Here is an 8,558-nt window from a genome sequence, read left to right as displayed (position 1 = left end):
GCCGATCGCGGTCTGGTTCTTCACCTCGCGCGAGGTGTTGGCCGCCTTCTGGAAGAGCCGTTCGAGACCGGAGGATGTCGTGCCGGTCGCGCGCGCCTGCTCGAGGGCCCGACGCACCTGTCCGGAGATCTCATCCTCCCCGACGATCACCGACTCGAGCCCGGAACTCACCGAGAAGAGATGTTCGGCCACGGCGTCGCCGCTGAGCACGGTCAGTGTGTCACGAAGCGCTGCGGGGTCGATTCCGCTCGCCGCGCTGATGACCTGCACCGTGTTCTCCAGCGCGACGGCGGTCGCCGCGGTGAGCGGCTCATCGATCTCGAGGTACGCCTCGAATCGATTGCAGGTGGCGAGCACGACGGCGCCCGACACGAAATCGCCGTCGTTCACCAGGGTGCCGGCCGCCTGGGGCGCACCGATCGAGAGCTTCTCGAGAATCTCGAAGCTCGCGTTGCGATGGTTGGCGGACAGACACAGAAGCACTACCACAGCCTACGTCTGGAAGCAGAGGTCGCTCAGCGGACGGCACTCCCAGCCCACTCGCCCATACTTAATCACGTGAACCTCCCAGCCAGTCATCCCCTGATAGACGGCCGCACGGCTGATTCGCCGCTCATCCGGGCCTATCGCGGTGATCGTCCGTCGACCACGCCGGTGTGGTTCATGCGCCAGGCCGGTCGCTCGCTGCCCGAGTACCGCGCCCTGCGGGTCGGCACCAAGATGCTTGACGCTTGCCTCGACCCCGAGCTGTCGAGCGAGATCACCCTGCAGCCGGTGCGACGCCACGGCGTTGATGCGGGCATCTTCTTCAGCGACATCGTCGTGCCGCTGAAGCTGGCCGGAGTCGATGTCGACATCGTGCCGGGCCGCGGTCCGGTGCTCGGCGCTCCGATCCGCAGTGCAGCGGATGTCGCGGCCCTCCGCCCCCTCGACCCGGACGCCCTCGCCCCCATCATCGAAGGCGTCGCACGCACTGTCGCCGAGCTTGGCACGACCCCGCTCATCGGATTCGCCGGGGCCCCATTCACCCTCGCCGCCTACCTGGTCGAGGGCGGCCCGTCCAAGGATCACCTGCGCGCGCGCACCCTCATGCACGCCGACCCCGCCGCCTGGGATGCCCTGCTCGGCTGGGCGGCTGACGTCACCGGTGCCTTCCTGCGCACCCAGGTGCTCGCGGGGGCGAGCGCCGTGCAGCTCTTCGACTCGTGGGTCGGGTCGCTCTCCGTCGTCGACTACGAGTCGCGCGTCGCCCCGTTCTCGGCCCAGGCGATCTCGCATGTGAAGGACCTCGGCATCCCGGTCGTGCACTTCGGCGTCGGCACCGGGGAGCTGCTCCGATCGATGCACGCGATCGGTGCCGACGTGATGGGGGTCGACGATCGCATCCCGCTCGACGAGGCGTCGCGGCGGCTCGGTTCGGATGTTCCCCTGCAGGGCAACATCAACCCCGCGTTCCTCGCCGCTCCGTGGCCGGTGCTGGAGCGGCACGTGCTCGACGTGATCGAGCGGGGACGCGCCGCGAGCGCCCACGTGCTCAATCTTGGTCACGGAGTGCCTCCGGAGACCGACCCGGATGTGCTCACCCGCATCGTGGAGCTCGCGCATGGCTGGAATGCCCATGCCTGATGTCGTTGTCGTCGGCGGCGGGATGGCGGGGCTCGTGGCGGCACGCGACCTCGCCGCCGGGGGCCTGTCGGTGACCCTGCTGGAGGCGACGGACCGGCTCGGCGGCAAGGTGGCGAGGCACACGGTCGGCGGCCTCGAGCTGGACGCGGGGGCCGAGAGCTTCGCCACCCGGAAGGGAACCGTCGCCGCACTCGCCGCCGAACTCGGGCTCGAGCCGGCGATCGTTCAGCCGAACCCGGCGGGCGCGTGGCTGCAGCCCGCGACCGGAGCGGCGCTCCCCCTGCCCAAGACGGCGCTCCTCGGCATCCCGGGCACCCCGCTCGCGGCCGACGTGATCGCGGTCGTCGGGATGCGCGCCGCCCTTCGGGCCCAGCTCGACGAACTCATGCCGAGCGCCGTGGCCGCGAAGGAACGCACCCTGGGCGCCCTCGTGCGGCGCCGGATGGGGGACGGCGTGGTCGACAGCCTCGTGGCCCCGGTCGTGATCGGCATCCATTCCCGGCATCCGGACGAGCTCGACGTCGACGTAGTGGCGCCCGGGCTCCGCAGCGCGCTGCGCGGCGCGGGCTCGCTCGCCCACGCGGTGCTGAGGCTGCGGGATGCCGCACCGGCCGGCACCGCCGTCTCGGGAATCGAGGGCGGCATCTACTCGCTCGTCGAGGCGTTGGCGGCCGACCTGCGCCGTCGCGGGGTCGTGATCCGCACCGGGGCGGTGGTCTCGGCGGTCGATGCCGGCGGCGTGACGCTCGCCGGCGACGACGGCGAACGGATCGACGCCCGGCGGGTGGTGCTCGCCGCGCCACTTGGAGCGGAGACCGCCCCCTCGATCCTGCTCACTACCCTCGTGCTGGAAAGCGCGGAGCTCGATGCCGCGCCGCGGGGCACCGGAGTGCTCGTCGCAGCCGGCGCCCCCGGCATCCGCGCAAAGGCGCTCACCCACGCGACGGCGAAGTGGCCGTGGCTGGCCGCCCTGGCCGGCGAACACCGGCACGTGGTCCGGCTCTCCTACGAGGCACGGCTCGTCGACGGCCTCGCGGCCGGCGCGCTCGAGAACCGGGCAGTCGCCGATGCCTCCGTGCTGCTCGACGTGCCCATACCCCCGGGTTCGGTCGTCGGATTCTCGGCGGTGGGGTGGGCACCCGTGCCGCTTGCACCGGCTCCGATCGACGGGGTGACGGTCGTCGGCGAGGGGGTGGCCGGCACCGGATTGGCGGGCGTGATCGCCCACGCGCGGGCCCAAGCTGAACGTTTGCTGCAAGGAATGAAGCCCTAGCCGCTGGGGTCTACTGTGGAGGGCGTACCCCTATGGAGCGCCTCGGCGCTGGCGCACAACGGAACGGAGCATTCATGCGAGGCAAACTACTCTTCCTCGTCGGACTGGCCGCGGGATACGTGCTCGGCACCCGGGCCGGCCGCGAGCGTTACGAGCAGATCAAGAAGGCCACCCGCCGCCTGTGGAATGACCCCCGCGTGCAGCACCAGGTGAAGCAGGCGGAGGATTTCGCGAAAGACAAGGCACCCGAGGTCGCCGACTTTCTCGCCGAGGGCGCGAAGAAGGTCGTCAACCAGGTGAGCGGCAGGCCCGCGAGAGCGAAGGCCTCGACGACGCGCCCGGCCGCCGCGAAGCAGTCGGCCGCATCCAGCACCGACACCGCGAAGTAGACGATCATGGGTGACGAGGACCGCACCAGACGATCACTGTTCGCGCTCATCGCCGACCTGCCGCGGCTGCTCGCCGAACTCGTCAAGGACGAGTTGGAGCAGCTCAAGCGGGAGATGCTCGAGAAGCTCAAGCACGCGGGCGTCGGCGTCGGGCTCTTCGTCGCCGCCGGCCTTTTCGCGTTCTTCCTGATGGCCGTGCTCATTGCGGCGGCGATCCTCGGGCTGGCCGTCGTGCTGCCCGGCTGGGCGGCGGCCTTGATCGTCGCCGGCCTGCTCCTGGTGATCGTGGCCATCCTGGTCGGTGTCGGCGTCGCCCAGGTCAAGCAGGGGATGCCTCCCGCCCCGACCGAGACCATCGCGAGCGTGAAGAAAGACGTGAATGCCATCAAGGGCATAGGAATCCGAGAGAAGCCATGAGTGAGCCCATCGAAACCCGCATCACGACCGCTCGCGCCGAGCTCGAGAGTGCGCTCAACGAGATCGAAGACCGGCTCAACGTACCCAAGCAGCTGAACAGGTTGTCGCGCCGCGCGCAGGCCGCGTACCGGGCCAACCCGCTGCCCTGGATCGCGGGCGCTACCGGCGCGATAATCGTGATCGGCGGACTCGTCGCGTGGGCGATATTCTCCGACGATTAATCGCACCGGTCACACCGCTCACAGCACCACCACAGGAAAGCAGCGCCGCTTTTTGATCTCGCCAACCGGCGAGAGAGGATAGACGGCATGAGCAACACCCCAACGCCCAGCGGCTACACGCTGTGGGCCGTCTACCGTCGTGATCCATCCACCCCGGCGGGGACCGATCTCGACTCGCTCCGAGACGCCGTGAAGGCCGTGGAGGCACGGAGCGTGACCGTGCGCGGTTTCTACGACGTCTCCTCGCTGCGGGCGGATGCCGACCTCATGGTCTGGCTGCACGGCGGAGAGCCGGAGACAATCCAGTGGGCCCTGCGCGAACTACGTCGCAGCGACGTGATGCGCAATCTGCTCCCCACCTGGAACGCGATGGGCGTGCATCGCGACGCCGAGTTCAGCGCGAGCCATCTGCCGGCATTCATGCGCGACAAGGAGCCGGAGGCCTGGCTCACCGTGTACCCGTTCGTGCGCTCGTACGACTGGTACATCCTGCCCGAGGAGGAGCGCCGCACCATGCTCGCGGATCACGGCCGCAAGGGGGCGGAATACCGCCAGGTGCTCGCCAACACCGTGGCCTCGTTCGCCCTGGGCGACTACGAGTGGATCCTCGCGCTCGAGGCCCCGCAGCTTGTCGACCTCGTCGACCTGATGCGCACGCTGCGCCAGACCGAGGCTCGGCGCCACGTTCGCGAGGAGGTGCCCTTCTACAGCGGGCGCCGCATCCAGCTCGAGGAGATCGCCGAGGTGCTCGAGTGACGGATGTGCGCAATGCGACGCCCGCCGCGGCCTCCGGGCCAGAGCACGTGACCGAGCCGACCGCCTACGACGCCATCCTGCTGGCGAGTTTCGGCGGACCGGAGGGCCAGGACGACGTGATCCCGTTCCTGCGAAATGTGACCCGCGGGCGCGGAATTCCGGAGGAGCGGCTCGAGGAGGTCGCCCACCACTATCGCGCGTTCGGCGGCGTCAGCCCCATCAACGCGCAGAATCGCGAGCTGAAGGCGGCGCTCGAGGCCGAACTCGCCCGGCGCGGCGTCGACCTCCCCGTGCTGTGGGGCAACCGCAACTGGGCGCCCTATCTCAAGGACGCCTTCGTGGAGGCGAACGAGCGCGGGTTCACCCGGCTCATCGCGATCGGCACCAGCGCGTACAGCTCGTACTCGAGCTGCCGCCAGTACCGCGAGGACTATGCAGCGGCGCTCGCCGACACCGGCCTCGAGGACGTGATCCAGATCGACAAGGTGCGCCAGTTCTTCGACCACCCCGGGTTCGTCCAGCCGTTCATCGACGGCGTGCGCGGTGCGCTCGCCTCGATCGCGGCGCAGGGCATCCCGCTCGAGCAGACGCACGTGCTGTTCTCCACCCACTCGATCCCCGAGGCCGACGCCGCGAAGAGCGGGCCGGCGTTCCGGGGTTTCGGCGACGGTGGAGCATATGTGGCGCAGCACCGGGCGGTCGCCGAAGTCGTGATCGCCGCCGCGGGTGACGCGCCGGCCTGGGACCTGGTCTTCCAGAGCCGCTCCGGTCCGCCGAGCGTGCCGTGGCTCGAACCGGACGTGAACGATGCGATCCGCGACCTCGCCGCCACGGGCATCCGCGCTGTGGTGATCGTGCCGCTCGGTTTCGTGAGCGACCACATGGAGGTGAAGTGGGACCTGGACACCGAGGCGATGGAGACCGCGCAGAGCCTCGGCGTGCTCGCGATCCGGGTGCCGACGCCCGGCGTCCACGCCGCCTATGTCTCCGGCCTGGTCGATCTCGTGCTCGAACGGCGCGATGCCGTCCCCGTGGCCGACCGCCCGGCCCTCACCGAACTCGGGCCCTGGTACGACGTGTGCCGGTCAGGATGCTGCGAAAACGCGCGACTCGGATTCAAGCCGGCGGTTGCGGGGCTTCAGCCGTGAGTTCTCCCGCCTCCGCCGGCGACATCATCCGCATCGGCACCAGGGGCAGCGCGCTCGCGCTCGCCCAGACCGGGGTGGTCGCCGCCGCCGTGGCCAAGGCCTCCGGCCGTGAGGTGGAGATCGTGACGGTCGCGACCGAGGGCGATCACTCCACCGAGTCCCTCGCCAGCCTCGGCGGCACCGGTGTCTTCGCGAGCGCCCTGCGCGAGGCGCTCATCGGCGAGGCGTGCGACCTCATCGTGCACTCGCTCAAGGATCTGCCGACCGCCGGCTACCCCGGCCTGCGCATCGGGGCCGTGCCCCGGCGAGCGGATGCCAGGGACGCCCTGTGCGCGCGCGACGGCCTCACCCTCGAGGCCCTCCCCGCCGGTTCGCGGATCGGCACCGGCTCGCCTCGCCGCGCCGCCCAGCTGCGCGGCTCGAGGCCGGACCTCAGCGTGGTCGACATCCGCGGCAACATCGACACGAGGCTGCGCAAGGTCGAGGCCGGCGAGCTGGACGCCGTGGTGCTGGCCGCGGCGGGGCTCACCAGGATCGGCAGGCTCGACGCCGTGACCGAGTTCTTCGAGCTGGGTCGCTGGGCCACCGCCCCTGGGCAGGGCGCGCTCGCCATCGAGGTGCGCGAGGGCAACTCCGCCCCGTTCGCGACGATGCTCAAGACGATCGACCACCCCACCACCCGCCTCGCGGTGTTCGCCGAACGGGCGGTGCTCGCCCGGCTCGAGGCCGGCTGTGCGGCACCGATCGGGGCCTCGGCCGTGATCGACGGCGAGCTGCTCTTCCTCACGGCCACCGTCTATGCGCCGGACGGGTCGAGTTCGCTCACCAGTTCGCACGCGCTCGTGCTCGAGGGATCGGCCGCGGAACGCGCGGCCCTGCCCTGGGAGCTGGGCGACCGGGTGGCCGACGAGCTGCTCGAACTGGGTGCCGCCGACATCGCACCCCTCGGGGCGGCATCGTGAGCCCGCATCGCGCGGGAAAGCCCCTCGCCGGATGGCGGGTCATGGTTCCCCGAGGCGGCAAATGGGGAGACAGCGTGGCGGCCACCCTGCGCTCATACGGCGCCGTGCCCGTGATCGCGCCGATGATCAACTTCGCCAGCGCCGAGAACCCGCGCACGCTCTCCGACGCCCTCAAGCGGCTCGAACGCGGCGACTTCGACTGGCTCGTGATCACCAGCGCCACGACCGTGGACGTGTTGATGAGCCAGCAGGTGACCGTGCCGCCGACCACGCGCATCGCCGCGGTGGGGGAGACGACGAGCGCGGCCCTCGCGCTCGCGGGCTACCGGGTGGACTTCGTGCCGGAGAGCGACAACTCCGCTCGCGGCCTCGTCAAGGAGTGGCCGGCCTCCGCGATCGGCGGACGGGTGCTGATCCCCCAGTCCGACATCGCCGAGCCGACCCTCGTCGCGGGCCTCACCGCGCTCGGCCTCGAGGCGGAGTTCGTGGCCGCCTACCGCACGGTGGGCGTGCCGGTGTCCGAGCACGTGGCGGCGGATGTCGCCTCCGGCCGCATCCGGGCCGTGCTGATCACCTCCGGCTCCGTGGCCCGCCAGGTGCAGGCGCAGCTCGCGCCGCTGCCCGACGACACGATCGTGGCCGCGATCGGACCCCGCACCGCCTTCGACGCGCGAGCCGCCGGCATCACGGTTCACCTCATCGCCGAGTCGCGATCCGCGAGCTCGCTGGTCGAGACGCTCGTGGAACACGCGCTCGGCGAAAGGACGCACCACGCATGAGTGATGGCCCGACCATCCGTCCGCGCCGCCTGCGGAGCACCCCGGCGATGCGCCGCCTCGTCTCGGAGACCCGGCTGCACCCGTCGGAGCTGGTGTTGCCGATGTTCGTGCGCGAGGGTGTGAGCGAACCGGTTCCGATCACGTCGATGCCTGGCGTGATGAACCACTCGCTCGACAGCCTGCGCCGCGCCGTCACCGAGGCCGCCGAGGCCGGAATCGGAGGGGTGATGCTCTTCGGCATCCCCAGCCACAAGGACGCGATCGGCTCCGGCGCGACCGACGATGGCGGCATCCTCAATCTGGCCACCCGCGCGGTGGTCGAGGAGGTGGGCACGAGCCTCGTCGTGCAGACCGACCTCTGCCTCGACGAATTCACGGACCACGGGCACTGTGGCGTGCTGGATGCCCGGGGCCGCGTCGACAACGACGCGTCGCTCGAACGCTACCGCGACATGGCCATCGCGCAGGCCTCCGCTGGCTCCCACCTGCTCGGCCTGAGCGGAATGATGGACGGCCAGGTCGCCGCGGTGCGCGAGGCGCTCGACGGGAACGGCTTCACCGACACCGCGATCCTCGGCTACGCGGCCAAGTACGCCTCGGCCTTCTACGGCCCGTTCCGCGAGGCGGTGCAGTCCTCGCTCGAGGGCGACCGCCGCAGCTATCAGCTCGACCCGGGCAACCGGCGTGAGGGGTTGCGCGAGGTGCTGCTCGACGTCGAGGAGGGCGCGGACGTGGTGATGGTCAAGCCGGCCATGAGCTACCTCGACGTGCTCGCCGACGCGGCGGCCGTGAGCCCGGTTCCGGTCTGGGCCTACCAGGTGTCCGGCGAGTACTCGATGATCGAGGCCGCGGCGGCGAACGGCTGGATCGACCGCCGCCGGGCCATCGAGGAGTCCGTCGTCGGCATCAAGCGCGCGGGCGCCGACGCCGTGCTCACCTACTGGGCCACCGAGCTTGCCGACTGGCTGCGCCGACCCTGATTCTGCC

General features: G+C 70.7%; 10 protein-coding genes and 1 pseudogene. 10 read left to right on the top strand and 1 reads right to left on the bottom strand.

From position 1 onward, the window contains the following. Positions 1 to 483 (bottom strand): annotated as a pseudogene (locus ACHZD8_RS12310) (glutamyl-tRNA reductase); the annotation flags it as partial. Positions 484 to 558: 75 nt separating this feature from the next. Here ACHZD8_RS12310 and hemE point away from each other — a divergent pair. The 10 genes from hemE (at position 559) to hemB (ending at position 8,551) form a co-directional block, all read left to right on the top strand. Further along, a complete protein-coding gene (gene hemE / locus ACHZD8_RS12305) occupies positions 559 to 1,626 on the top strand; it encodes a uroporphyrinogen decarboxylase (RefSeq protein ID WP_394770715.1) in 1,068 nt (355 codons plus the stop codon). Next, the gene (locus ACHZD8_RS12300; RefSeq protein ID WP_394770714.1) at positions 1,619 to 2,899 is read left to right on the top strand and encodes a protoporphyrinogen/coproporphyrinogen oxidase; all 1,281 of its coding nucleotides are present in this window, start codon (positions 1,619 to 1,621) and stop codon (positions 2,897 to 2,899) included. The genes hemE and ACHZD8_RS12300 overlap by 8 nt, the downstream gene beginning before the upstream one ends. Positions 2,900 to 2,973: 74 nt before the next feature. Beyond that, on the top strand, positions 2,974 to 3,288 hold the full coding sequence (locus ACHZD8_RS12295; protein WP_394770713.1) for a YtxH domain-containing protein: 315 nt from the start codon (positions 2,974 to 2,976) through the stop codon (positions 3,286 to 3,288). 6 nt (positions 3,289 to 3,294) lie between these two features. Continuing rightward, complete coding sequence (locus ACHZD8_RS12290; protein ID WP_394770712.1) at positions 3,295 to 3,705, top strand: phage holin family protein; 411 nt, start codon at positions 3,295 to 3,297, stop codon at positions 3,703 to 3,705. Further along, a complete protein-coding gene (locus ACHZD8_RS12285) occupies positions 3,702 to 3,926 on the top strand; it encodes a DUF3618 domain-containing protein (protein ID WP_394770711.1) in 225 nt (74 codons plus the stop codon). The genes ACHZD8_RS12290 and ACHZD8_RS12285 overlap by 4 nt, the downstream gene beginning before the upstream one ends. 87 nt (positions 3,927 to 4,013) lie before the next feature. Continuing rightward, entirely contained in the window at positions 4,014 to 4,682 is a 669-nt protein-coding gene (gene hemQ / locus ACHZD8_RS12280) for a hydrogen peroxide-dependent heme synthase (RefSeq protein WP_394770710.1), read from the top strand. Next, entirely contained in the window at positions 4,679 to 5,830 is a 1,152-nt protein-coding gene (locus tag ACHZD8_RS12275) for a ferrochelatase (protein WP_394770709.1), read from the top strand. The genes hemQ and ACHZD8_RS12275 overlap by 4 nt, the downstream gene beginning before the upstream one ends. After that, entirely contained in the window at positions 5,827 to 6,792 is a 966-nt protein-coding gene (gene hemC / locus ACHZD8_RS12270; protein WP_394770708.1) for a hydroxymethylbilane synthase, read from the top strand. The genes ACHZD8_RS12275 and hemC overlap by 4 nt, the downstream gene beginning before the upstream one ends. Continuing rightward, entirely contained in the window at positions 6,789 to 7,571 is a 783-nt protein-coding gene (locus ACHZD8_RS12265; RefSeq protein ID WP_394770707.1) for a uroporphyrinogen-III synthase, read from the top strand. Before hemC ends, ACHZD8_RS12265 begins: the two co-directional genes overlap by 4 nt. Next, entirely contained in the window at positions 7,568 to 8,551 is a 984-nt protein-coding gene (gene hemB / locus ACHZD8_RS12260) for a porphobilinogen synthase (protein WP_394770706.1), read from the top strand. Before ACHZD8_RS12265 ends, hemB begins: the two co-directional genes overlap by 4 nt. Positions 8,552 to 8,558: the final 7 nt, after the last annotated feature.

This window comes from Lacisediminihabitans sp. (assembly GCF_043726815.1).
GTDB lineage: Bacteria > Actinomycetota > Actinomycetes > Actinomycetales > Microbacteriaceae > Lacisediminihabitans.
This window is presented reverse-complemented; position numbering and strand designations above follow the sequence as displayed.